This is a genomic window from Planctomycetia bacterium, assembly GCA_015200345.1.
Taxonomy (GTDB): domain Bacteria; phylum Planctomycetota; class Phycisphaerae; order UBA1845; family UTPLA1; genus PLA3.
Genome location: CP054187.1, coordinates 3,560,653 through 3,586,503, shown reverse-complemented (window position 1 = coordinate 3,586,503; position 25,851 = coordinate 3,560,653). Strand labels below are relative to the sequence as shown.

Sequence of the window (25,851 nt, the reverse complement as noted above, 5' to 3'; positions counted from 1 at the left end):
AAACCCGATGATCCCCGGCGGCATCATCCATACCTACCTCGGTTACGACCCGCAGCGCTTTCCGATGCCCGCGCGCGAACCGCCGGACCTCGTCTCGCCCGCCTTTGAACACATGCTCGCTTACGGCAGCATGCGCCGTTTCACCGACGAGGAACTCGCCAACGCCATTGAACTGGACCCCTCGCAGATTCGCGGCCTCGGGCCGAGCCTTGATTCCCTGCTGGCGATGCTCGAAGAGCGAAAGCGCAAAATTCTTGAGACGTACGAAACCGCCGGCGCGAAACAGGCTGCGCAGCGCGCCTACGAATCCGCCGCCCGAAATACCCATCCGCCCAAAGCGAAGCAAGCAGCCTTTGATCGCGCCGTGCGCGCGGCCCAGATGCGCGACCTGGAAAAGCTCTGGTACGGCGAATCGCAGCGAAGCGAATTCGCCCGCGCCCTGGTCACGCTCATGGATCGGCTCGGTGACGCGTTTCAAGTCGAGCAGCTCGCCGCGAAGTACGCCTTCACCGGCCGCACGCCGATGTCGGTCGAAAAAGCCATCGAAATCAAGGACGAGCTGGAAACGATCGATCGCCTGATCGAACAGCTCAAGGAGGCCGCGCGCAACGCGAAGCTCTATCTCATCAACATGGATGAGCTGGCCCGCTTCGCGAACGAAGAGCAGGTGAATGAATTGCAGGCGCTCCAGCGCCAAGTCGAGGAAATGGTCCGTCACCTCGCCGAGGAACAGGGCCTGCAGCGCGACGGCAAGCAGTTCGCGCTTACGCCCAAGGCCTTCCGCGTGTTTCAATCGAAGCTGCTCGACCGCATCTTCGCTGATCTTCAGGCGGCGCGCAGCGGCCGGCACGTGGACGACATCACCGGCGAGGGAGCGGTCGAATTGCCGCGCACCAAGCCCTACGAATTCGGCGATTCGCTCGCGAACATGGACGTCGCCGGCTCGCTCGTCAACGCGCTGGTCCGCCAGACGCAGAAATCCGCTCAATCACCTGCCAGCCCGGACGACGCTTCAACGGCTTCCGGCAAGCGGCGAATTCGACTCACTCCGGCCGACATCGAAATCCATCGCACGCGCAACACGCCCAAGTGCGCCACGGTCGTCGTCATGGACATGAGCGGTTCGATGCGCTACGGCGGGCAATACATCAACGTCAAGCGCATGGCCCTGGCCTTGCACGGGCTGATTCGCAGCGAATACCCCGGCGACTACGTGGATTTCGTCGAGGTGTACACCGTCGCCAAACGCCGGCATGTTTCCGAAGTCCCCGCGCTGCTGCCCAAGCCGGTGACGATCTACGATCCCGTCGTGCGCCTCCGCGCCGATTTGAGCGACGAACGCATCACCGAGCGCGATCTGCCGCCGCATTTCACGAACCTCCAGCAGGGCCTGCGCCTCGCGCGCACCCTGCTCCAGGTGCAGGACACGCCCAATCGTCAGATCATCCTCATCACCGACGGCCTGCCCACGGCCCACTATGAAGACAATCAGCTTTATATGCTCTACCCACCCGATCGCCGCACCGAACACTTCACGCTGCGCGAGGGAGCCGCCTGCCGAGACCAGGGCATTACGATCAACGTTTTTCTCCTTTCAAGCTGGGGCCAGACCGAAGAAGACGTGCAGTTTGCCAATACTCTCGCCGAACGCACCGCCGGGCGCGTCTTTTTCGTGGGCGGCCGGGAACTGGAGCGGTACGTCGTCTGGGATTACCTCAAACAGCGGCGATACCGCATTGGCTGACCCGCCCGGCGAATCGGGTCCAATCCGGGGCGATTTCCCCACCCGTGCCACTTTTTGGGGGTGGCCCGCCTCGGATTTTTGTACATCCGAATAACGGATTCTGTTATCATTAACATGGCTGGCTGGATCACCGATCAAGGTCAATCCGGCATTGAGTTCAAGCTTCCGCCGGGGTGGCAGACGGCGCGCGATGGTGCGCCGCTGCCGGACGCCGGGCGGCCGCTTATGTCAAACAAGGTGTGGAGATTGGGAATGACGACGCAAATCTATCGCCGGGTCGTACTGGTTCTTGCCATCATCGCTTCTTCACTTGTGCCATCGGCTCGTGCAGCCGAGGTCGTCGCGCCCGGTCCGAGTGTGGATTACACGCTGACGCTCGGCGAAGTGAGCTTCGATCCGCTCGTCGCGCAACCCGCCCTGCCGCAGGAGTGGGCGACCCCGCGATCGGCCGGTCCGAACCTGCGACTCGTTCAATTCGTCGGACCGACCAAGCAGGAATGGCTCGACGATCTCCGCGCGAGCGGCATGGAGGTCATTCAATATATTCATCCGTTCACCTACGTCGTCTATGGCGACTTGGAGGCCGTCACCGCGACCCGCGCGGCGCCGGCGGTTCGCTGGACGGGCGACTTCCTCCCGGCGTACAAAGTCCTGCCGCGCTGGCGCTCGCTGCCGGCGGAAGGCGTTGCATCAACTGTTCTTGTCTATAAAGGCGCTGACGTCGGCCGCACGGTGGAAGCGATCACGGCGCTGGGCGGAAAGCTCGACGGCATCGCCGACAGCGATCCCGCCTTCTCCTACGTGACGTTCGTCCTTCCCGGTGACAAGTATCGCGATGCAGCCGAACTGGAAGGCGTCTACAGCATTCAGCCCGAGGCGACCGATGGCGGACTTCGCGGTGAGATGAGCAATCAAGTCAACGCCAACAACGTTAACGGCTCGAACCAGGCCTTCCCCGGTTATCTCGCCTGGTTGTCCAGCGTCGGCGTCAACGGCGCGGGCGTCATCATTGCCAACGTCGATGGCGGTGTGCAGGACACGCACCCGAACCTCGTCAACCGCTTTCTCCCATGCGTCGGCGTCTCCTGCGGCACCGGGTCCAGTTCTCACGGTACTCACACCGCCGGCATCATGGCCGCAGACGGTACCAGTGGCGTACTCGACAGCTTCGGCTTCCAGCGCGGCCTCGGCGTCGCGCCCGGTGCGAACCTCATCGAGCAGAACTACAGCCCGACGTACACGCAAGCGGGCGGCATGCTGCTGCTGATGACCACGTCGTACAACAACGGTTCGTCGCTCTCCGGCAACAGTTGGGGGCCTTCCGGCACGCCGCTCGGATACGACGAGAAGACGCGACAGGTCGACGTCGGCGTGCGCGATGCCGACCCCAATGCCGCGGGCAATCAACCTCTGACGTTCGTTCTCTCCTTCATGAACGGCAACGGCGGCACCAGCACCCAAGGCACGCCAGATGAAGGCAAGAACCTGTTCACAATCGGCTCCACCAAGATGCAGACCAGCCCCGGCGGGGCGCAAATCCTGCAAATCGACGATCTGTCATCGAATACGGCGCACGGCCCGGCGCTGGACGGTCGAAAGATTCCGCACATGGTGGCCCCCGGTTGCTACGTCGATTCAACCTACCCGACCAACAGCTACAGCCTGCTGTGCGGCACGAGCATGGCCTCGCCGCACGTTTCCGGCGCGGTCGCCCTGTTCATTCAGTACTATCGCGGCCTGCCGGGGTACACGACTGATCCCAGCCCCGCGCTAATCAAGGCGGCCTTCATCGCCGAAGCCCGCAACCTCGTCGGCAAACTCGACGCCGACGGCGGCATCCTCGGTCCTCCGTTCGACAGCAAGCAGGGCTGGGGCCGCATGGAACTGCAGAAAGTCGTCGATCCGCAGTTGTCGGTGCTTTACTTCGATAACCCGGCTGTCTTCGACAACACCGGCGAGCAGTGGACCCGCTCCGTCTCGGCCGAGGACCCCACCAAGCCGATCAAGATCATGCTGGTCTGGACCGATGCCCCCGGTCACGGCCTGGGCGGCAGCACCCCCGCGTGGAACAACAACCTCGATCTGACCGTCGAAGACGGCGCCAACGTGTACCGCGGCAACGTCTTCAACAGCGTCGGCTGGTCGATCACCGGCGGTGCGGCGGATGACCGCAACAACACCGAAGGCGTTTTCATCGGTCCGACCGCGCCGGGCGGTTACCTGATTCGCGTCAATGCGGCGAACATCAACTCCGACGGAATCCCGAACAGCGGCGACGCCACCGATCAGGACTTCGCCCTCGTCTGCTACAATTGTGCGCAGGATCCGAGCTTCACGCTCGGGGTCTCGCCCTCGCCGCAGGACGTCTGTGCCCCGGCCGATGCGGTCTACACCATCGATGTCGGCTCGATCATGGGCTATACCGACCCGGTGACGTTGAGCGTCAGCGGCAACCCGGGCGGCACGACGGCCAACATCAGTCCCAACCCGGTCACGCCGCCGAGCATGGCGACGCTGACCATTTCCAACACCGGCGCGGCCTCCGCCGGCAATTACAACGTTCAGATTGACGGCGTCTCCGGCGCGATCAATCGCTCGGTTGTCGCCGGGCTGAATCTCTACACGTCTGCTCCGGCCGCACCGACGCTCACGGCCCCGGCGAATGGTGTCACCAATCAGGCACTTCGGCCGAACTTCACGTGGAACGTCCCGGCGCAGGGCGTCAGCTACACGATCGAGGTCGCGTCCGACGCCGGCTTCACGAACATCGTGCAAAGCGCCACCGGCCTGCTTAATCCAACGTGGACACCCGGCGCCGATCTGTTAAGCGACACGACTTATTACTGGCGTGTGCGCTCGACCAATCTCTGCGGCACCGGTCCAAACTCGGCCGAGTGGAGCTTCACGACGCGATCGTTCCCGCAGATTCTCCTCGTCGATGACGACGACAACGGCCCGGATGTCCGCGCGACCTACACCGCCGCGCTCGACGCCCTTGGCCGTAGTTACGATGTCTGGGACACCAACAACACCGACAACGAGCCGACCGCGGCCCAGCTAAGCCCGTACAAGATCGTCATCTGGTTCACCGGCGACGAGTTCGGCGGGTTCTGCGGCCCCGGCGCGGCTGGTGAGGCGGCGCTGGAGGCGTGGCTCAACACGGGCAAGCGGTTGTGGATCGTCAGCCAGGATTACCTGTACGATCGGGATAGCCCGACCGGCGTTCCGACGGCCTTCATGCAGAACTACCTCGGCATGGCCAGCCCCGGCACCAACGACGTGAACCAGACGACCGTCACCGGGCAGAACGCCCTGTTCTCCGGCTACGGCCCGTACACGTTGAGCTATCCGTTCACGAACTTCAGCGATCGGATCAGCCCCAACGCCACGGCGCTGCTGGCCTTCAGCGGCAATGCCGGCACGCCGCCGGAGGCGGCGATCTACAAGGAGACGCCGGTCTATAAGACCGTCTTCTTCGGCTTCCCGTGGGAGGCGATCAGCACCCCGGCCAATCGACAGGCCGTCATGCAGCGCGTGCTCGACTGGTTCGCGCCGCAGTGCGCCCTGAAGGGCGATCTGAACGGCGACACGTTCCGCGACGGTCTCGATGTGCAGCAGTTCGTCAACTGCACGATCGGGAACGACGCCTACGCACCGGGCTGCGGCTGCGCCGACATGGACGCCAGCGGCGACTTGAGCGGCAACGACCGCATCCTGTTCGTTGACTGCCTGCTCGGCAACGGCTGTCCGTAGGCCGGAAGGTCGAATAGCGGAATGTAGAAATGGGATTGTAAAAGGGGTTCGCGGCGCCGAGAGATTCTCGATCGCCGCGAACCCCTTTCATTTTGCGCGATTCAGGGCGCGTCCAGGACGCACCCTGCGGTCTCCTATTCGCTTTTCACTATTTGTCTCATTGTTTCCGCCATCGGCCGACCCGGCGCGCGGCCGAACAGCAGTTCGAATCGCCGGCACAAAAGGCTCAAGTCGGCCGGGCGCGGTTCCGGTCCGCCTGCTTCGGTGCGCGAGATTGGCGTCAGGTTCGGCCGCTCGATGGCCAGTGCTCGCGCCGCGATCTCGATCATCTCGTACCGGCTCAATCGCTGCGGCCCGGCGACGTGCAAGACACCGGTCGCTGTTGACGCGGCGGCCTCAATCACCGCCCGCGCCGCATCGCCCAGCTCGATCGGCGTGCGAAACTCGTCGGTGAACAGCCGCAGCGCCCGTCCCTCCCGCAGCGCCGCCAACTGACCGACAAACGTCGTCGGCCGATCCACCGCCGGCAGCCCGTACAGCAGCGGCAGTCGCACGATCAGCGCGTCACCGCCGATCGCGCGCACGGCTTCTTCGGCGTCCGCTTTGGATCGACCGTACCGCGACACCGGACAGGTCGCCGCCGACTCGTCGTACGGAGCGGCCGATCCGTCGAACACCATGTCTGTGGAGATGTAAATCAATCGCGCGTCGTGACCCGCCGCCCATTCCGCCAGCCGCTTCGTCGCGTCGACGTTCGTGCGCCGCGCCGCACCGGGATCGTCGTAGGCCGCCTGCACGCTCGTTACCGCCGCAGCGTGTACGATCACACGCGGCCGGGTGGAGTCCAGCAGCGCCAAGCCGCTCGCGGCGTCGCACAAATCGACCGCTTCGCAGCGCCCGGCGCGCGGTTTCGGCCCGCGCGGCGAGACCCAGCCGCGCGCATCGTACCCCGCACTGACGAGTTGCGCGAGCAGCACACTGCCGAACTGCCCACCCGCGCCGGTGATCAGCCAATTGGTTGCCATCGTCATCGTGACTCCCGTTGGTCCCCGCATACCGGCTCATTCTCATTTGACGGCTCGCACGATACAATGAAGGGATCATCTCCCGCAGCGGACCGCTGTGTGTACCAGTCCCGATTGAGCGGGTCTCATGAGACGCAGAGCACTCCGTTTGAACCGATCCATCGCCCCGCGTTGTGAGCGGCCTGGGCCTGCCGGCAGGCGACGTCGCCGGAGTCGCACCACGGGCACCGCCTTCACGCTGCTGGAACTGCTCGTTGCCATCGCCATCATCGCGACGCTGCTGGCGCTGCTGCTGCCGGCGCTCGGTTCGGCGCGGTCCGAGGGGACGAAGGTGAAGTGCCTGGCGAACATGCGCGAGCTGGGAATCGCATTCTCGACCTACAGCACGGACGATCCGCAGGGGTTTACCAGCCCGGTGCACCCTCGCGCCGAAATCAGCTGGTGGTACGACGGCGAGTTTGAATACGGCGGCGCGACCGGCATGCTGGTGTACGCCAGTCCGGATTTTATCGCCGAAAACCGTCTGCTGAACAAATACCTGTTTCAGGATGGCCGTAATACGAAATGGAATCTCTATCAATGTCTCGGCGATTCCGGCATCCCCGAAGCGCCGGTCAATTTTGACGATTGGTTTCTCGGCGCGCAGGTTCGAAACCGTCCGACGCACGTTACGACCGGCAGCAGCTACCGCCTGAACAATCACATCAACTTTACGAACAATACGCCGAACTACAAAAAACATTTCTACGGCCCCTACATGCGACCCGCGACCCAGGTGCCGGACGCCGCAACGACGGTCATTCTGGAAGAGGCGATCACCGAAGTTGCAAAGTGGAATGCGCCGACCTACCGCACGATGGGCTGGCATCGGAAGGCGAACCTATTCAACGTGCTCTTCGTCGATGGTCACGCTGGCGCGATCCATCTGGCCGGGCAGCAGGACCTCTCCGATCAATACGGAGGCTACTGGGTGTTGCGCGGAGAGAATTGGCGGATGGATTGTTATCCGCGGCCGCCGGTTTGTGATCTTCCCCGTGATGACGCGCAGTGCGCGATCAGCATCGGCGGCGGTACCGGTGATTGAGCGGCCCTTGCTCGTGACGGTCGCCGGCTATCGTCGCTCGCCAAAGAGCACATCCTGCATGTCGTACAATCCCGGCGCGCGGCCCACGAGCCATTTCGCCGCACGAAGTGCCCCCGCCGCGAACGTATCGCGCGAATGCGCACTGTGCGCCAGCGTGATCGTCTCGCCGAGGTTTCCGAACTGCACGCTGTGTTCGCCGACCGTGTCGCCGATGCGCAAACTGTGCACGCCGATCTCGCCGGGCGCGCGGCCGGTCCGAGGGACCGCCGGCTTGGCGGGGTCTGGCGGCGCACTTCCGGTCCATGACTGGCCCGGCTCGGAGGGATTCGCCGCGCGCGATGCGTTCACCTCTCCCGCTGCGCGGCCCGCGTCGGTTCGCCCGCGCTGAATGGCCTCGATCAGGGCCAGCGCCGTTCCGCTGGGCGCGTCGACCTTGAAACGATGGTGCGATTCGACCACTTCCACGTCGTACGAATCATCCAGCATCGCGCCCACCTCGCGTGCCAACCGCAGCAGCACGTTCACGCCCACGCTCATGTTCGCCGATTTCAGCACCGCGATGGACTGCGCCGCCGCGCGAATGCGCGCCTGCGCCGCCGCGTCGTGACCCGTTGTGCCGATCACGATCGGCCGTTTGGCTTTCATGCACCAGTCGATCCAGGCGCCGGTGGCCGCCGCCGTGGAGAAGTCGATCAGGGCGTCGAACGTTGCGTCTGCCTTCGCCGCCGCGTCGTTTGGTTCTTGCGTCGTTACTTGAACACCGATCGCGCCAAGGCCCACCAACTCGCCCGCGTCGCGTCCAAGTTCCGGGCAACGCGGCCCCTCCAACGCCGCGGCGATGGTCAACTCCGCATCGGCCGACGCCAGCGCGATGAGTCGCCGCCCCATGCGCCCCGCCGCGCCGGCGATTGCGAGTTTGATTGGCATCTCGATCATTCCTTCTGCTTTGATTACGCGCGCTTCACGTCCACCGGATACCTCTGCTCGCCACACCGACGGATCGCCATTCACCGGCTTCACGGAGCGGATTCGATCGCGCGGCAGATCGCGTCGAGATCGTTCGCGACGCGGATCGGTTGATTCGAATGTCGCCCGCGCGCGGGGCCACTCGCGCCGCCGGCGTGGTAGGTCACCGTCGCGTCGGGGTCCTTCAGCGCGTGACCGGTCAGGATGCACACGACGCGCGCATCCTGCTCGACAACGCCCCTCGCAAGCAACTGGCGCAGCCCGGCCACGCTGGCGGCGCTGGCCGGCTCGCAGCCCAGGCCGTGCCGGCCGATCCGCGCCTTCTCGTCGAGGATCTCCTCGTCGCTCACCTCGCACACGACGCCGTTCATCGCATCCAGCGATCGAAGCGCTTTCGAGAGGTTCACCGGGTGCGCGATCTCAATCGCCGTCGCGACCGTCCGCGCGCGTCGACCGGCCGCGGCCTGCTCGGCGTAGTACGTTTGCGCCCCGGCTGCGTCCCATTGTCCGCCATTCCAGCGCAACCCGCGCGCGTTTACGAGCTCGCACAGCGTGTTCGCGCCGCGCGCGTTGACGATCGCCAGCCGCGGCATGCGCGGGATCAGCCCCAGCTCGCGCAGTTCGATGAATGCTTTTCCGAACGCACTGCTGTTGCCGAGGTTGCCGCCCGGCACGACGATCCAGTCGGGGACTTCCCACCCCAGCCCCTCCAGCACGCGGTACATGATCGACTTCTGTCCTTCGAGCCGGAACGGGTTCACCGAGTTCATCAGGTAGAGACCCAGCCGCCCGGCCGCCTCGCGCACGCGCGCCATGCAGGCGTCGAAATCGCCGTCGATCTGAAGCGTGATCGCGCCGTGATCCAGCGCCTGGGAGAGTTTCCCGAATGCGATCTTGCCTGCGCCGATAAAGACAACCGACTTCATCGCGCGGCCGTCGCGCAGCCGCGTGTTTGCCGCGTACATCGCCAAACTCGCGCTGGTGTTGCCCGTCGACGCGCACCCGACCAGCGGTCGCCCCAATCGCCGGGCCATCGTGAAGGCCGCGGCCATGCCGTTGTCCTTGAAACTGCCCGACGGGTTCATGCCCTCGTATTGCAGGTACAGCCGGCCCGGCTGAAGCGGCAGGTCCATCGTGGCGGGGTTCGCCGCTTGCAACAGCGTCTGGCCCTCGCCAAGCGTGACGAGGTCATCCGCGTTGGCGAACGGCAGCAATTCGCGAAACCGCCACACGCCCGAAAAGTCGAGCGACGCGACCCGGCGGCTCCAGCGTGACTCAAAGAACGATAATGACGCCGGCGGCTTCAAACGAGTCCAGTCGTACGCGACATCCAGCAGCCCGCCGCAACGACCGCATTCGTAGCGTTCGTCGCCCAGATCGTACGCCGCGGCGCAGGCTGGTCGAATGCAGCGAAGGAATGCGGCGCTCATGCAAGTGATGTTATCCGCTGGGCTTAGGTCCGCCAACGCACCGAGCGACGGCGGGGAATTGTCTTGATCCGATTCGCACGTTTACGGTAGAATGGCCGACGTGGATTGGGGAATCGATCGACCAGGGTGCCCGGCCCCACACCAACCCCGCCGTCGATCGGATCGACATCGTCCCTCTCGGGAGTCGACACTCCCGTGAATCGGAGTATCTCATGCGCCTGGTTTTGTGCGGCATCCTTTGCCTGTCTGCATTCCTGCTTGCCTCTTCCTCCGCGATCGCACAAGTGGATGAACCGGTCATCGTCGACGGGGAACTGGTCTTTCCGCCGGATGCCGTGATCCCGCGATACCTGACCGAGACCGAGCGGCGCTGGCTTGCCGAGAACCCCGGCGGCCCGGCCGTCCCGCGCGTGGCGACGGCGGCGCCGACCGGCGCGTTGCATTGCGTCGCCGAATACGAGCCAATGGACGGCATCCTGCTGAATTGGCGGTCCTACACGAGCATCATCGCCGAGATGGCCCGGCTGATCACGACGACCGGCAATGCAAACGCTTACATCGTCGTGGCCAATGCCACGGCGCAATCATCGGCCACAACCACGCTGTCCGGCAATGGCACCAACATGAGCCGCGTGAAGTTTCTCATCGCGACGACGGACACGGTTTGGATTCGCGATTACGGTCCGCGCTATGTGTACCAAGGTGATTGTCGCGTGATTGTCGATCACCGGTACAACCGGCCGCGACCCAATGACGACGTGATTCCGACCGCCTTCTCGAATTACAAGAAGCATGGCTATTATGAATTGCAGACGCTGTACTCGCCGAACGAGTTGATCCACGGGGGCGGGAATTTCCATTTGAGCGCGAATACGCAGTCGTTCGCCACGCGCCTGACCGTCAACGAGAATCCTTTATTGACCGAGCCGCAGATCACGAACATCTGGAACACGTACTAGGGGTTGAACCACATGTTCTTCGATCCTTTTCCGACCACGGTCGACGCCACGCAGCACATCGACATGTGGATGCAGGTCTGCGGCGATCAGAAGGTGATGATCAGCGACTGGCCCAACAACCCCGGCTCGACGCAGGATGTCATCTGTGACAACGCCGCGGTGACGATGGCCGGCATGGGCTACACGGTGTACCGCGTCCCCGCGTTCAGCGTGAGCGGCGTGCATTACACTTATACTAACGTCGTGATTTGCAACAATTTGATCCTGCTTCCGTCGTATACCAACGCAACGGTGCAACCGTCAAACGCCACCGCCCTCGCCGCATGGCAGGCGGCCATGCCGGGATACAGCGTTGCGCAGATCAACTGCCAGGCCATGGTCACCGCCGCCGGCGTCATGCACTGCATCGCCATGCACGTTCCGCAGCATCGCGGCGGAGCGAATCCGACGGTGTACCTCAAGACGCCGCGCACGGCCCAGACCCTGCCCGCGCCCGGCAACAGCGTCACCATCAACTGGATCACCGATGACGACAACGCCGTGTCGAACGTGGATATTCTGCTCTCGACGACGGGCGGCAATTCCTTCGACACCGTCATTGCCTCCGCCATCGCCGACACCGGCTCGTACAATTGGATCGTACCGAACCTCTGCACCAGCGCGGCGCGCATTCGAGTCGTCGCGCGCGACGCCAACGGCAACACCGGCCACGACAGCAGCATCGGAAATCTCGTGATCACCGGATCGACCGCGCCGATCGGCGATATGAATTGCGATTGCGCACGCGACCTCGGCGACGTGTCGCCGTTTGTCCTGGCGCTGCTCGATCCGACGACCTACGCCTCGACCTATCCCGGATGCCCGATCAACAACGCCGATCTCAACGGCGACGGCCAACGCGACGGGCGCGACATCGCGCGTCTTGTCGACGGCTTGTTGCCCTGATTTTTTCGAACAAGGGAGGAAGCAGTCATGAATGCTCACACGATTAACGGACGCCTGATGCTGTTAACGTTCACGCTCGGAGTCGTTGCCGCAACCGGCACAACCCCGCAACGCGCGTTCGCGCAGTCCAGCACCCCCGCGCTCTTCGTCTCCAACAACGGAAACCTCGAAGGCAGCGTTTCTGCATTCCGCGTCGACACCAACGGCGAATTGCAGTTCGTCAACAAAGTCGTCACCGGAACGCGCGCCACGATCAGCGACCCCTGCCCCGGCTGCAACGCGTATGAAATCTCGCTCACGCCCGACGGGCGACATCTGGTCACCGTTCACCCCGCCGGCGATTTTGACGGCATCAGCTTTTTCCGCGTCAACGCCGACGCCAGCGTCACGTTGCTCCACCAGGTCACGCTCCCCGTCCTTCAGGACGGCCCACTCGATGTCGTCTGGCTCGACAACGAGTACTTCGCCGCCGCCATCACCGGCACCAATCCCGATTCCGTCTGGGTCTGGCGGTTCGACCCGTCCGTGCCCTCCATGACGTTTGCCTTCGCCGTCACCGCCGTATCGAACAGCCTCGGCTATCTCGCCGTGCATCCGTCGGGCAGTTATCTCTACGCGAATGACTCATCGGGGAATCGCATGATCCGCGCCTGGACCATCGGCCCTGGCGGCTCGCTCACTGTGCTCGACGCCGAATCCACCGGCGCGCCGTTCGCGCTCGAACTCGCTGTCAGCCACGACGGCACCAAGCTCTACGGGGCCGGCGGCATCAGCGACGGCGGAAACAAAGTCGTCGGCATGACGATCAACCCCGACGGAACGCTCACCGGCATGGACGGGACACCGTTCATCTCCCCCGGCGCGTCGCCCTCCAACGTCTTTCTCACCGGGGATGATTCCGTGCTCATCGTGGGCCACGGCACCGATGCCACGGTCCGCACACTGCTCGTGAATCCCGTGACCGGCGCGCTGACCGCATCGCCGTACATGTTCGATGTCGGCCTTCAAGGCACGCTCGGCGATGTGCGCACGATGGGCGATTTCATGTTCGTCACCGACAACTCGACTGCGACGGACGGAATCATGGGCGTCTATTCGTTCAAGGTTGCCCCGGACGGCTCGCTCAATATGAACGGCCCGGGCGCGTATTCGACGAATGGCATCGCGCCGCGCTCGCTCGCCACCTGGGTGCCGCAGCCGCCGCTGGGTGACCTGAACTGCGATCTGACCGTCAATCTCAACGACGTTGACCCGTTTGTGCAGGCGCTGCTCGACCCCATGGGGTTCGGCGGCTGCGATGTCAACCTTGCCGACGTGAATCAGGATACCTTCATCGACGGTCTGGACGCCGGCCCGTTCATCAATCTGCTCGTGCCCTGATTCAACAACCGCCGGCACGCGGGCCATCCGCCTTGTGCCGATATACTGCAATGCGTGCCACGCATCGCGCGACCGGACTTGTCGCGCGCCGACCGAGGAGTCTTCACCCATGTTCGCAGCGATTCCGCTCGTCTTCACGCTTGCATTCTCAGCCAGTGCAGACGCTCCCGCCGCGACGACTCAAGCCGCGACAACCCAGCCCGCCGAGAAGGCCGAGCTGACCGCCGAGACCGCCGCCGGTCTCAAGTTCCGCTGCGTCGGACCGGCCCTGTCGTCCGGTCGCGTCGGGGACTTCGCCGTGCATCCTGACAATCGCTCGACGTACTACGTGGCCGTTGCTTCCGGGGGCGTCTGGAAAACGACGAACAGCGGCACGACCTGGAAGCCGATCTTTGACGGCGAAGGTTCGTACTCCATCGGCTGCATCGCACTTGATCCGTCGAACCCCAACGTCGTCTGGGTCGGCACCGGCGAGAACAACAGTCAGCGCAGCGTCTCGTTCGGCGACGGCGTCTATCGCTCGCGCGACGGCGGCCAAAGCTGGCAGAACATGGGCCTGAAGGAGTCCGAGCACATCGGACGAATCGTCGTCCATCCGAAGGATTCCAACACCGTCTGGGTCGCGGCGCAGGGGCCGCTTTGGAGCGCCGGCGGCGATCGCGGCGTCTTCAAGACGACCGATGGCGGCGCGACTTGGAAACGCGTGCTCTTCATCAGCCACGACACCGGCGCGAACGAGGTTCACATTGACCCGCGCGATCCGAACACCCTCTACGCCACGGCCTATCAGCGCCGCCGCCACGTCTGGACGCTCATCGACGGCGGCCCGGAATCAGCCGTCTACAAGTCCACCGACGGCGGCGAGACCTGGCGCAAGATCAACAAGGGCCTGCCCGACGTCGATCTGGGCCGCATCGGCCTCGCTGTTTCTCCCGCCAATCCGGACATCGTTTACGCGATCGTCGAAGCAGCCGAGGACAAGAGCGGCGTCTTCCGCTCGACCGATCGCGGCGAGACGTGGGAAAAACGCAGCGATTACATCGCGACGTCCCCCATGTATTACAACGAGATCGTCGCCGACCCGAAAAACGTCGACGTGGTCTATTCGCTCGACACCTTCATGCATCGCACCGAGGACGGCGGCAAGACCTTCCGCCGCGTGCCCAACACCGACCGCCACGTCGACGATCACGCCCTGTGGATCGATCCGAACGACACGAACTACCTGCTGGTCGGCTGCGACGGCGGCGTCTATGAGAGCTTCGACCGCGGTGAGACGTGGCACTACAAGCACAACCTGCCCGTTACGCAGTTCTACCGCGTGGCCGTCGATCATTCGACGCCTTTCTATTACATCTACGGCGGCACGCAGGACAACAACACGATGGGTGCTCCCTCGCGGACGTTCGATCGCGCCGGCATCACCAACGAACACTGGTTTGTCACCGTCGGCGGCGACGGCTTCGTCACCCGCGTCGACACCGAAGACCCCAACATCGTTTACAGCCTCTGGCAATACGGCGGACTTGTGCGCCACGATCGCAAGAGCGGCCAGACCATCGACATCCGACCGCGCGAGGCCCCCGGCCAGCCGCCGCTGCGCTTCAACTGGGATTCGCCACTGATCATCAGCAGTTTCGATCACAAGCGGCTGTACTTCGCGGCGAACATCCTTTTTCGCTCCGACGATCAGGGCAACGCCTGGAAGGCGATCAGCCCGGACCTCACGCGACAGATCGACCGCAACAAGCTGAAAGTGATGGGCCGCATCCAGCCGGCGGACGCCGTCGCCAAGCACGCTTCCACGTCTTTCTACGGCAACATCGTCTCGCTCTGCGAATCCCCAAGGGATGAAAAGACGCTCTACGTCGGCACCGACGACGGGCTGGTGCAGGTCACGCAGGACGGCGGCGACACCTGGCAGAAGATCGAGCGTTTCCCCGGCGTGCCGGAGATGTCGTACGTGAGCTGCCTGCTGGCGTCGATGCACGAAGCCGGCACGGTCTACGCCGCGTTCGACAATCACAAGAACGGCGACTTCAAGCCGTACCTGCTGCGCAGCCCGGACCGCGGCAAGAACTGGGTCAACGTCGCGGGCGATTTGCCCGAGCGCAACATCGTTTACAGCGTCGCCGAGGATCACGAAAACCCGCAGATGCTCTTCACCGGGACGGAGTTCGGCGTCTTCGTGACACTCGACGGCGGCACGAAATGGGTCAAACTCAAAGGCGACCTGCCGACCATCGCCATCCGCGATATCGCCGTGCAGCGCCGCGAAAACGACCTCGCGCTCGCCAGCTTCGGACGCGGTCTCTTCATTCTCGACGACTACTCACCGCTGCGCAGTTGCACGCCTGAAACCCTCGGCAAGGACGCGCACCTGTTCCCGATCAAACCCGCGCTGCGATACATTCCGTCGAGCCGGCTCGGCGGCCTGAAGGGGCGCGGCTGGATGGGCGCGTCGTACTTCGCGGCCCCCAATCCGCCCTTCGGCGCGGTGTTCACCTATTACCTGAAGGAGAAAATCACCTCTCGCAAGGAAAGGCGCAAGGAAGCAGAAAAGAAGGCCCTGAAGGACGGCAAGGATGTCCCCCTGCCGACGATGGACGAGCTTCGCGCCGAGGATCAGGAAAAAGAGCCGCAGGTCTTCATGGTCATTCAGGACCGCGACGGCAAAACGCTCCGCCGCGTCCCCTGTAAGCGCGACAAGGGTATCCACCGCGCGAACTGGGACCTGCGTTATCCTTCGGCACGGCCGGTCAGCCTGTCGGGCGGGCCGGACCTCGACCCGTGGGACGTTCAACCCGCCGGCCCGCTCGCGCTGCCGGGGCCGTACACGGCAACGCTCGTGAAGGAAGTCGACGGCACCGTCACCACGCTGGCCGGGCCGCAGACGTTCACCGTCGTCGCGCTGGACAACGCGACATTCGTCGATCCAAACCAGCCGGAGCTGATCGCCTTCAAACGGAAGTTCTCCCGCCTGCAACGCGCCGTGCAGGGCGCCTCCCGCGCCGCCTCCGAAGCCGACACGCGCCTGCAACACCTTCGCAAAGCGATCGCCGATACGCCCGACGCCGACCCGACCCTGCTGGGCGACGTGCGGGCGATGGACCTGCGGCTGAAGGGACTCGTCACGAAACTCCGCGGCGATTCCACGCTGGGCAAGCGCAACGAGCCGACGCCCACGTCGATCAGTGAGCGCGTGGAAGACGCCGTGAACAGCCTCTGGTACGCCACCAGTCCGCCGACGCAGACGCAGCGCGACGCCTATCGCTTCGCCGGCGAGGAGTTCGCCCCGCTGCTAGCCGACCTCACGAAACTTATCGAGACCGACCTCCCCGCGCTGGAAGCCAAACTCGAAGCCGCCGGCGCCCCGTGGACGCCCGGCCGCGTGCCGAAATGGGAGATGGAAGAATGAGGAATTCTTAGGGCAAGCACGGCGCGCGAGCGATTCAACGCACTGAAGTGAAGCCGCTATTAGCATTCACCAGTGGCACAGGCGTCTCGCCTGTGATTCAACCGCCGCGACGGGTGCCAAACACCCTATGGATCCTGCGGCTCCACTTAAATCCGCCATGACTATCCTCGTCGAATGTGCGCGCCCGGAATCACCTCGCGCAAATCAAGCTGCTGCGGCGGATACAGGACCTTGCCCCATGATCGCCTTGATTGAAACGGAGAGGGGGGGATTCGAACCCCCGGTACGGTTTGACCCGTACACATGCTTTCCAAGCATGCACCTTCAGCCACTCGGACACCTCTCCAGGTGATTGCTGCCGCCCTATTGTCCGGTGCGGCCGGAGGGCGTCAAGCAGCGGCACGGCCACGCACCCGCGCGGCTTGCCGTTTGGCGGGGTCGCGGCGAATCTCGTACAATCCCGGCCTGTGAACGCGCGACCGATTCGAAATCGCGCGAGCGCATTTCACGCGGCGACACCCTCGACCCGCGGGCAATCGGAGGCAACATGGTCACCATCGGCATGAATTACAAAGTCATCCCCGGCAAGGAAGGTGTTTTTGAAACGGCTTTTCGCAACGTGATCAAGGCCATGTCGGGCATCGCCGGTCACACGGCCACGCGCATGTGCCGCGATATCGACGATCCGCAATCGTACGTGATCCTCTCCGACTGGAGCGACCGCGCGGCATTCGAGGGTTTCATCGGGTCCGACGCGTTCCGCGCCGTCGCCAACTGGGGCAAGGAGCAGATTCTCGCCGGCCGGCCGTCGCACACGTATTACGAGCATTGACGCAATCGCAGCGGGCCAGCGGCTCCGGCGGGTTCGCTGCACGACCCGGGTTGTCGGTTGCTCAAGCCGCTTCGTGTTGCATGTTGCATGACTTGGCCCGCGCCGCACGCTATGAACTCACGCCCCGAATCTGCTGCACGAACCGCCGATCGCGCCCGGTCACTCCTTTGCACGAGCTGGCCCTATCTGCGCACGCCGCTGCGCATTTATCTTATGGTAATGCTGCCGATCTGTGTCTTGCAGGGGTTCCTGCTGATCAATCCGACGCCGCGTTGGATGAAGGCCACGGCCGGGCTGGTCGTGCTGCTGACCGTTCACGGGCTGATCCGCGGCTACGTGCGGCGGCTGGTGCTATCGCCGAAGGGCGCGCGGTTCGTCACGCTGACGCGCACGATCACCCTGCCCTGGGACGGCATTAAAAAGTATGGTGTCTATATTCCAGGCGGCGGCCTGGGCGCAGTGGAGTACTTCTACCTCACGACGCACGATCGACCGCCAGAGGGGAAATGGGAAATCGACGAAAACACGATTCAGATTCAGGCGCGCGACGGCCTCCTGGAAATCGTCGAGGCCCTGCGCACCGCCGATCGAACACAAGCCGGTGAATCAACCGCCGGATGATGGCGGCTCTGTCTTGGTCGCCTCGCCGCCGGCGGCGCCATCCTTCGGCGCATCGCCCTTGGCCGCTTCCGCGGCCGGCGCGCCAGGCTTTTCCCGACCGCCCGGGCCGCGCCCGCCGCCCATCTGCTGCTCAAGCTTGGTTTTCTGCTCCTCGGTCAGCAGCGCTGCGACGTCGTCGTACAGCTTCTTCACCGCCGCATCCGCCTCGCGCCCGACGCGGCGATTCTGCTTGCTCGATTCAAAATACGCTTTGAACACCGCGTCGATGTCGTTTTTCTGCCGGCTGCTCAAACCCGGCAGCCGCTCCACCAGCGCCTTCAGCGCCTGCGGGCTGCGCGCCGCCATCGACAGCTTGCGATTGCGATCACCGCCGTACATCTCCCAGTAGGCCGCGAACTTCTGGCGCTGTTCGCCTCGCATCAGGCCTTCGAGATTCGTGTGCAGTTCCGCCTTGGCCGCCTCGATCTGCTCCGACAGCGGCCGCATCAGCTCATCGTTCTTCGCGCGGATCGCTTTCAACTCATCGAGCAGCGCGGTCATCTTCGCCTCGTCCTTCGTCTCCTGCGCCGCTTTCATCTCCTCGCGGATTCCGTGCAACCGCTGCATGCTCTCGTCCGACGGGCGATACTTCTGCCGTAGGTCTTTTTGCAGAGCTTGGAAATTCGCCACCATCTGAATGACCTGCGCCTTTTGCGATTCGTCCAGCGCCAGGCGCGTGGCCATGTCATCGGCCACCAGACCGGGATCCGCTCGACCGATTTCCTTGAACCGTGGCCGCTCGCGCCGCTCCCGCTTGACCGGGCCTGGCACAATGACCTCCTTGCCTTCTTCCGCAGGTTGGCCATCCTGCGCGAAAACCCCGGACCCCAGAATCAAAACCGCCGCTAAACTCAAGACGCTGGTTCGAACCGACATGGTTGATGGTCTCCGTTTCTTTGATTAGTGCGATCCGTGCACTATGATGAACGCAATCGCCGCCCGCTGACAACGGGGCAGGCCTCACAGGATTGTAACGACGCCATGCGCATGCGTATTACTCATCCTTGCGGAATTGGCCGCGGCCCCCTCGCCGCCCCGCACGCGTCTAACCTCCTGTTGCACGCTATTTTACACGCCAGCCGGGATACGGACGCATGCATTTCCTAATCATTCTCGCGTTCGCCCTGGTCCTTAGCGGCAATCTCCCGGTCGCAGAGCTTCAACTCTTCAAAGGGGGTGCTTCGCTTTCCGACCCCCTGCCGGCAGTCCTCCCCGCCATGGCCTGCGTCGTGTTTTCGTTCGGCGCGGCGCTCGCCGCGCGGCGTTGGTTGAATTCCGCGATGCATCCTGATGCCGGACACGCCGAAGTCTGCGCCGCGCGGCTCTCGCACGCGGTGTTCGGCCTCTCCCTCCTTCACGGGGTCCTGCTTTGCGCCCTGCTCCTGGCGACACCGTGGCCTCGTTTTGTACGCGGGCCGCTGGGCCTGGACCGCTGGCCGCTGGCCGACGAACTGGTCATGCTCGCGCCGTTCTTCGCCTCGGTGTTGTTCCAATGGATTGTTTTTTTCCCAGTCGAGCGTGCGATTCGCCACGTTGCCCTGCGCCAGGCCGACGTGGCCGATGATTCTCGCACGCACGGAACCGAGCCGGACGTCGCCCTCGGCGCGTATCTTCTCGATAAATGTCGTCATCAGATACTCGTGGTCGCCGCGCCGATGATCCTGATCGTCTTTGTGAAGCATTTCACGGAATTGCTCAAGCCGATTCAATCCGACGGAACGTTCCAGCCTTCGCCGCTGTTTCGGACCTGGTTGCCAGTCAAGCTGCACGCCTATGCCGCCGACGCCCTGCTCGGCATCGCGTCGTTTTTCATCCTTCTCTGTTCGCCCGTGCTGATCCGCCACATCTGGTCCACGCGCCCCCTGCCGGACGGCCCGTTGCGACGCCGCTTTGTCGAGACCTGCCGGCGCATCGGACTGCGTTACCGCGAGATTCTCTTGTGGCAGACACATGGCACTACGATCAACGCCGCCGTCGTGGGCTTCGTCCCGCCGATGCGCTACATTCTGGTCTCGGATGCATTGCTTGAGAACCTTGACGACGAGGAAATCGAGGCCGTCTTCGGGCACGAGGCCGGCCACGTTCACCACTGGCACCTGCCGCTATTCGGTGTTTTCGCTCTCGTAACCATGTACCTCGCCGGCGGCGCCTTCATCGCTCTGCAACGCATGCGATGGGTGACCGACCCCGCTTTGCTGGAATTCATCAGCCTCGCCGTGCTGCTGGCGCTTTGGCTCTTTGCATTCGGCTGGCTGTCACGCAAGTTCGAGCGGCAGGCCGATCTCTTCGGCGTCCAGTGCGTCACGCCCGACATCGCGTCGTGCGTGCCTCATTGCCGCGTTCACGGCAAGTCGCCCGCCCCCGGGGTCTGCACGACCGCCGCCAACGTCTTCGGCCGCACGCTGACCCGCATCGCCGATCTGAACGGGATCGCCCGCGACGCGCCAAGCTGGCGGCACGGGAGTATCGCGTCGCGCTGCCGATTGCTGGAATCTTTCCTGAACAGCCCCGCGGCCCTCGCGCGGTTTGAGCGACAGCTCGTGGGCATTAAAGTGGGCCTGATCGGCGCGGCCGTGGTTGGCACGATGATCGCAGGCTGGATCTATTTGCCGTTTGTTTCCGATGCGTGGACCACCACGAAACGCGTGCCGATCAATAAGACTTCAGCGGCGACGGTACCGACCGCTCCAGGGTCAGGAGCAGGTCGACCATCAACGCCACATCCGTCGAATCCAATATCCCCGACGTATCCAGATCCGCCACGCAATACCACGCCGCCGGCCCCATCCCCAGAAACGCACTGACGAACGGTTGAATGTCCTTCCCATCGACCCGGCCGTCGCCGTTCATATCACCACTGCCCGGATCCCCCACGAGAAACTCGTCGGCGCCGACATCGACGCGGCAGCCCATAACTCGAGGCTGGCCGTCAATCTCCATCGACTCGGGAGCAGGCAGAAAAATCGGATCACCGGCGTTGATGCAGGGCGACGCGACTGAAATCTCCACGCAATCGTCAGCAGTCCCGCCGGTGCCATCCGGGCCGTTGAGATTGACAAAGTCCGGATTGCCACTGAAGTTGCCGATGCCGCCGAGCAGCCCGGTCCAGCCCTGCATGCAGTTGAAACGTACGGTCGGAAGCGGGCCGACGACCTTAAGCTGTGCTGCTTCAGATTGACCATTCAAATCGCGGTTGTACCAGAGGATATCACCCTGGATCAATCCCGCGCCGTTCTGCTGATGAATGCCCGCGCCGCCGCTCACGAAACACCGGTTGCTGACGATCGTGCAGCCCTCGACCGTGAGCGACGCGCTGGAATTGGAGATCCCGCCGCCGCGGTCAAAGCCTGTGTTGGCGACCAGAGCGCTATCTCGAACAATCAGGTTTCCCAGATGATTGTGAATCGCTCCGCCGTAATCCCCCGCGAGATTATTGATGAATCGACACCCTTCGACCGTGGTAACGCCTTGGGTCGCATAGAGCGCTCCTCCGTCGTCCGCGGCAAGATTGTCGAAAAAGCGGCACCGGCGAATCACCGAACTGCCCCGGTCATTGTAGTAAGCCCCGCCGCCGTCGTTGCCGAGGACCGTGTCATTCAACTGCACGTTGTCCTGAAACACGCAGTTGGTCACCAGCGGCGACCCGAAGAAGTGATACACCGCGCCGCCGAAGAACCCCGCGAAGTTGTCGAGGAACGTGCAATCGGTCAACGTAAAGGAGCTGTTCGAACCGCCGATCGCCCCGCCCGAAAAATCCGCTATGTTGTTCGCGAAGACACAGCCCGTGAACGTCGCGCCGCCACCGCTTAAGGTCACGGCGCCACCGGTGCCGAAGGTCGTGTTGCCGTTGAACGTGCAATTCTCAAACGCCGGATTCACTCCCAGTGGAATGGAAATCGCCCCGCCATTATCGCCGCGACTGTCACGAATCAGGCAGTTTCGAAACACCGCCGGGCCCAGGCACCGGATCGCGCTGCCGACGTCGTCGGGAAACACTCCGTTCGCGTTGCCTCCGGCAATCACCAAACCGTCTAATTCCCGCAGCGACCCGCCGGCCGAAACGGTCACGACGTGATACGAGTTATCCGTTAAGTCCCCCAGGACGCCGATGTCGCCGCTTAGCGTGGTGACATAATCCATCGGATCGCGATCAAACGGATCGACCCCGGCGTTGCCGGCGTACCCCCCGGTCACGGCAACGCCGTCAGGAATGACAAACGTCGCCGAACGATTCCCGCTCCCCCCGTCAGGCTTGTACGTGCCGCCGGCGACCAGGATCTGCGAACCCGGCCCAGCCAGTGCCAACGCCGAATTGAGATCCTTAAACGCATTCACCCAGCTTGAGCCGTCCTGCAAGCCGGAGGCATTCGCATCGACGAACAGCTCGCCCGGCGCCTGCGCGTGTGCCACGCCGACACCAACAAGCCCTCCAAAGAGAAGGGCTGCACGAATCAGGCACAATCTTGCAGCTATGCGAACAGGCTTTGTGTCGGCTCGCACGCCCCACTACCCTTCCTCCGGCACTGAACCAGAGGCCTCCCGTGACTGCCATTATAACGTACTGGGGTTGGCTACTCAATCCCCCGGGCGAAGTGAATACCAAAAAAAGGCCGTGCCTCGCTTCAACAGAAAGCGCGGACACGGCCTGATTCGAGCTCAATCGATTGCACCGGCCGGGGGCAGTCTTCCGGGGCTGATCCGACTCACGGAGTACCATCCGCTCCGCGCGCTCGTCGGCGTCGAAGGAAGGCGATGCCACCCAATCCGAGTAGGCTCAAGGTCGACGGCTCCGGGATGTACTCGTATGTGACCTTGACTTTCACATCCAGCTGCGGATTCTGAACTTCCAGCTGCCAGGCGTCCGGGGCATTGCCCTGGAACTGCAAATCCTGCGACATCAGATCCGGGCTAGCAAGGAAACTCAAGAGGTTCGGACCGTTCGTGCTGTACAAGCCGACTGCGGGATTGTGCGAACTGGCCAGCGTCAGCCCATAGCCGAATGTGCCGAAGTCAATACCATCCGGCGGAGTCCGGTCGAAGATCAGCGGGCTGCCGCCGTCGTTGTCGTCGGGCGCGAGATTGACAAACGGAGTGAACGCCAGGAAGTTCCCGCCCGACACCACGCCCGGACCGGTCAACGACCAGATGCGCGTCAGGCGACCGCGCACCGTGGCACCCTGAAACGGATCATCGTTATCCGCGGACATCTCAACCGACGCGCTGTGGAAGATCTCCACCAGCACGCTGATCAGCGTCAAGGTTCCACCCTGGTTGTCAAAGCTCGGGATATCAATCTGTGCCACCGGTTCCAGATCGCTGACGAAGTGCGCCGATCCCATGTGCATGATCGTGTCGGCCTGCGCGCTGCCGACGCCGCCCCACAGCAGGCCGATGCCCAATACAAAAGCAATTCTGCGGTTCATACTTCCCCCTGTCTTCGTAAGTCGACGAGCCGATGGACGGCCGTCATGCCCCGTTGTGTAATCCCCCTCTTGACCTGTCCGGCGTGCGAGACCCGCCCCCCCACAGGAAGAGTTGCTACTCGATACTATTCACCAGGAATTTCATCTGTCAATGGAATTTGGGGTTGATTCGTCACAAACTTGAAAATTTGACCACAGAAATCCGGACGGCCCCAAAAAGACGGCATGCTGAATAACGTGGGAGCGCTTCACCGGACGCATCGTCCGGATCGCGACGAAAAGATCGGCGCCGAAATAAAAAAGGACCGCCCCGGGCGGGACGGTCCTTTGAAAACAAACTGGTATTCGCGGACGCGATCAGCGTCGGCTGCGTCGCACCAGACCAACCAAACCCAGTCCGAGAAGCGAGAGGGTCGAAGGCTCCGGAACGTAGTCGTAAGTGACCTTCACGGTCACCGACAACCGGGGATTCTCCACTTCGAGCGTCCAGGCATCGGGCGCCTGACCTTGGAACTGGAGATCCTGACTCATCAGCGTCGCTTCGATGTCGAAGTTCACCAGCCCGGGCACCGGCGTCGCATAGAGCGCGGTCGCCGGATTCGATGAATGCGCGAGGAGCGGGCCGTAGGCGAGCACACCAAAATTGACGCCATCCGGACCCGTGGGATCGAAGATCACCAAGTCGCCGTTATCCGGATCCAGATTCACGAAAGGAGTCGAAGTGACGTTGTTCCCGCCCGCAACGACGCCCGGACCGGTCGCCGTGAACGTGCGGAACATGCGGCCGCGAACCACCGCCGGTCGGAACGGGTCATCATTGTCCGCCGCCATCTGGACCGAACCCTGATGGAAGATCTCGACCAAGACGCTGTTGAGCGTGAGGGTTCCGCCTTGCGTGTCAAAAGACGGAAGCGAAATCTGTGCCATGTTGTTCGGCGGCAGATCCGTGACGAACTCGACCTTGTCCGAGAAGCTGATCGATGCAGCCGTCGCCGAATTGACTAGCACGATACAGGTCAGAACGGACACCAATGCCAGAATCGAAGCGTTCTTTCTCACAACTTTCCTCCCAGAAGTCCCGCCGCGAGCCTGTGCGAGAGGCGTTCGATCCGCCGCGTTGCAGGCGAACCTGCTCGGTCCTTACTGGAGAAAGAATATCAGAAACCAAAATGGAAGTCAATAGGTTTACGCGCGAAAAGCGCGGTATCCATTTGCCCATTTTGATTGGGGCTGATTCGCTTCGAATCAGAACTGTGCAGCCGCCCTAAACTATTTCAGGGCAATGGCTTATGTACCATGCCTACCGTGACGGTCGCCTGCGTCGAATGAGCATCGCGCCAGCGCCCAACGCAAGAAAAGTCAGGCTCGCAGGCTCGGGAACGTAATCGTAAGTCACCTTCACAACGACGGTCAACGACGGATTCTGTACGTCCAACTGCCACGCATCAGGCGGCGTGACAAATTGCAAATCTTGCGACATCAGCAAAGGCGTCACGAAGAAATCCACCGTGCCCGTGTCCGTATAGGGGCCGAACGCCGGGTTGTGTGAACTGGCGAGCAACGGGCCGTAGCTCAATAGTCCGAAGTTGACACCATCCGGAGCAGACGCGTCAAAGTTGAACGTGTTTCCACCATCGCCATCGTCGGCGAGGAGATTCACAAACGGGGTCTGCGTGATCTGGCTACCGCTGGAAACCACGCCAGGTCCCGTGAGCGACCATTGCCTGAACATGCGGCCGCTGACGGTCGCGCCCTGGAAGGGATCGTCATTGTCTGCCTTCAACTCGACCGATGCGAAGTGAAACACCTCGACCAGGACGTTTGTCAAAGTGAGCGTGTTGCCCAGCGTGTCGAACGCCGGCAACGTCACCGTGGCCGTCGGTTGCAAATCGCTGATGAACTTGACTTGGTCCGTGAAGCTGATCGAGTCCGCCGACGCGGGCGACGCGACCGCTCCCAGCAAGGCCCCCATTACTGCGAATGTCAAGATTCCTTTCATCGTTCCTTTCATCCTCCCGTCTCCTTTACTTTCAGTTCCCCTCAAACTGCACGCGCACGTACTTTCGCGGAGGAAAGCACGCGGGAGTTGTGCTTCGTTCCAGGCGCGGACCACACAACGCGGCCACGTCACCGACTCGAATTGAGTATATCCGACAACGGCTGTCCGTGTAAAGTGAAATTCAGGATTTCAGGGGTCCGTAGAATGAAATTTTCTGCTGAAAATCGTTCAAG

The 25,851-nt window shown here is 63.0% G+C and carries 17 protein-coding genes and 1 tRNA gene; 10 read left to right on the top strand and 8 right to left on the bottom strand.

The features are described from left to right. Window positions 1–7: 7 nt before the first annotated feature. Both HRU71_14625 and HRU71_14620 read left to right on the top strand, forming a co-directional pair. Window positions 8–1,744 carry a VWA domain-containing protein gene (locus HRU71_14625; protein ID QOJ05029.1) on the top strand — a complete coding sequence of 579 codons (1,737 nt, stop codon included), beginning with the start codon at window positions 8–10 and terminating at the stop codon, window positions 1,742–1,744. Window positions 1,745–1,996: 252 nt separating this feature from the next. Beyond that, window positions 1,997–5,497, top strand: coding sequence for a S8 family serine peptidase (locus HRU71_14620; protein QOJ04646.1), 3,501 nt, complete (start codon window positions 1,997–1,999; stop codon window positions 5,495–5,497). A gap of 134 nt (window positions 5,498–5,631) precedes the next feature. Here HRU71_14620 and HRU71_14615 read toward each other — a convergent pair whose 3' ends face one another. After that, the gene (locus HRU71_14615; GenBank protein QOJ04645.1) at window positions 5,632–6,528 is read right to left on the bottom strand and encodes an SDR family oxidoreductase; all 897 of its coding nucleotides are present in this window, start codon (window positions 6,526–6,528) and stop codon (window positions 5,632–5,634) included. Between the two features lie 121 nt (window positions 6,529–6,649). Between HRU71_14615 and HRU71_14610 the strand changes: the two genes are divergently transcribed. Then, window positions 6,650–7,606, top strand: a complete 957-nt coding sequence (locus tag HRU71_14610; protein QOJ04644.1) for a prepilin-type N-terminal cleavage/methylation domain-containing protein — start codon at window positions 6,650–6,652, stop codon at window positions 7,604–7,606. 27 nt (window positions 7,607–7,633) lie between these two features. Here HRU71_14610 and dapB read toward each other — a convergent pair whose 3' ends face one another. Both dapB and thrC read right to left on the bottom strand, forming a co-directional pair. Further along, on the bottom strand, window positions 7,634–8,542 hold the full coding sequence (gene dapB / locus HRU71_14605; protein QOJ04643.1) for a 4-hydroxy-tetrahydrodipicolinate reductase: 909 nt from the start codon (window positions 8,540–8,542) through the stop codon (window positions 7,634–7,636). Between the two features lie 80 nt (window positions 8,543–8,622). Beyond that, a complete protein-coding gene (gene thrC, locus HRU71_14600) occupies window positions 8,623–10,002 on the bottom strand; it encodes a threonine synthase (protein ID QOJ04642.1) in 1,380 nt (459 codons plus the stop codon). Between the two features lie 212 nt (window positions 10,003–10,214). Here thrC and HRU71_14595 point away from each other — a divergent pair, with 212 nt between their 5' ends. The 4 genes from HRU71_14595 to HRU71_14580 all read left to right on the top strand — a co-directional run bounded on the left by HRU71_14595 (window position 10,215) and on the right by HRU71_14580 (window position 16,704). Further along, on the top strand, window positions 10,215–10,961 hold the full coding sequence (locus tag HRU71_14595) for an agmatine deiminase family protein (GenBank protein ID QOJ04641.1): 747 nt from the start codon (window positions 10,215–10,217) through the stop codon (window positions 10,959–10,961). A 12-nt stretch (window positions 10,962–10,973) separates the two neighbouring features. Continuing rightward, the gene (locus tag HRU71_14590) at window positions 10,974–11,906 is read left to right on the top strand and encodes an agmatine deiminase family protein (protein QOJ04640.1); all 933 of its coding nucleotides are present in this window, start codon (window positions 10,974–10,976) and stop codon (window positions 11,904–11,906) included. 27 nt (window positions 11,907–11,933) lie between these two features. Then, window positions 11,934–13,286, top strand: a complete 1,353-nt coding sequence (locus HRU71_14585) for a hypothetical protein (protein ID QOJ04639.1) — start codon at window positions 11,934–11,936, stop codon at window positions 13,284–13,286. A 109-nt stretch (window positions 13,287–13,395) separates the two neighbouring features. Then, window positions 13,396–16,704: a glycosyl hydrolase gene (locus HRU71_14580; protein ID QOJ04638.1), complete on the top strand. Its 3,309-nt coding sequence runs from the start codon at window positions 13,396–13,398 to the stop codon at window positions 16,702–16,704. Between the two features lie 257 nt (window positions 16,705–16,961). Here HRU71_14580 and HRU71_14575 read toward each other — a convergent pair. Then, window positions 16,962–17,050, bottom strand: a tRNA-Ser gene (locus HRU71_14575). 201 nt (window positions 17,051–17,251) lie between these two features. On the opposite strand from HRU71_14575, the gene HRU71_14570 reads away from it, so the two are divergent. Both HRU71_14570 and HRU71_14565 read left to right on the top strand, forming a co-directional pair. Continuing rightward, window positions 17,252–17,536, top strand: coding sequence for an antibiotic biosynthesis monooxygenase (locus HRU71_14570; protein ID QOJ04637.1), 285 nt, complete (start codon window positions 17,252–17,254; stop codon window positions 17,534–17,536). Between the two features lie 111 nt (window positions 17,537–17,647). Further along, window positions 17,648–18,157, top strand: a complete 510-nt coding sequence (locus HRU71_14565; GenBank protein ID QOJ04636.1) for a hypothetical protein — start codon at window positions 17,648–17,650, stop codon at window positions 18,155–18,157. Here HRU71_14565 and HRU71_14560 read toward each other — a convergent pair. Next, window positions 18,143–19,072 (bottom strand): hypothetical protein, encoded by a 930-nt coding sequence (locus tag HRU71_14560; GenBank protein QOJ04635.1) that lies wholly within the window; start codon window positions 19,070–19,072, stop codon window positions 18,143–18,145. The genes HRU71_14565 and HRU71_14560 overlap by 15 nt on opposite strands. A gap of 218 nt (window positions 19,073–19,290) precedes the next feature. Here HRU71_14560 and HRU71_14555 point away from each other — a divergent pair, with 218 nt between their 5' ends. Continuing rightward, a complete protein-coding gene (locus HRU71_14555; protein QOJ04634.1) occupies window positions 19,291–21,000 on the top strand; it encodes a M48 family metalloprotease in 1,710 nt (569 codons plus the stop codon). A gap of 1,899 nt (window positions 21,001–22,899) precedes the next feature. On the opposite strand, the gene HRU71_14550 is transcribed toward HRU71_14555, so the two are convergent. The 3 genes from HRU71_14550 to HRU71_14540 form a co-directional block, all read right to left on the bottom strand. Then, window positions 22,900–23,619, bottom strand: coding sequence for a choice-of-anchor E domain-containing protein (locus HRU71_14550; protein ID QOJ05028.1), 720 nt, complete (start codon window positions 23,617–23,619; stop codon window positions 22,900–22,902). A gap of 357 nt (window positions 23,620–23,976) precedes the next feature. Next, window positions 23,977–24,678 carry a choice-of-anchor E domain-containing protein gene (locus HRU71_14545; GenBank protein QOJ04633.1) on the bottom strand — a complete coding sequence of 234 codons (702 nt, stop codon included), beginning with the start codon at window positions 24,676–24,678 and terminating at the stop codon, window positions 23,977–23,979. Between the two features lie 241 nt (window positions 24,679–24,919). Further along, a complete protein-coding gene (locus HRU71_14540; GenBank protein QOJ04632.1) occupies window positions 24,920–25,606 on the bottom strand; it encodes a choice-of-anchor E domain-containing protein in 687 nt (228 codons plus the stop codon). Between the last annotated feature and the right edge of the window lie 245 nt (window positions 25,607–25,851).